This window comes from Chryseobacterium sp. SIMBA_038 (genome assembly GCF_046535115.1).
Lineage (GTDB): Bacteria > Bacteroidota > Bacteroidia > Flavobacteriales > Weeksellaceae > Chryseobacterium.
The window spans coordinates 1-255 of the sequence record NZ_JAWRXH010000302.1; the positions used below are offsets into that span (position 1 = coordinate 1).

Below are 255 nucleotides of genomic sequence, written 5' to 3' on the forward strand. Positions count from 1 at the left end.
AGCTTTATCAAAAATTTTTATTAAAAGTTGTTGAAAACAATAATTCTCTTGATCTACAATACCAAGAGTCATTAGATGGTACAAATTCTTGGGCATTGGCAAAAACCCATGATTTTGGCAAGCTGTATTTAAAAGACGGAAAGTATATGTGGGAAAGTCCTTTTCTAGATATTAGTTATACAAATAATCAAAAAGTAACCTATCTATTAAACAATAAGAATAGCAGATAATCTTCCCATAAGATGATAGCTAATT

The 255-nt window shown here is 28.6% G+C and carries 1 protein-coding gene; it reads left to right on the plus strand.

The window, feature by feature from the left end; all coding sequences use genetic code 11:
• Positions 1-230, plus strand: a 230-nt coding sequence (locus SB689_RS23650) for a hypothetical protein (protein ID WP_410694481.1), incomplete at its 5' end; no start/stop codon positions are given.
• Positions 231-255: the final 25 nt, after the last annotated feature.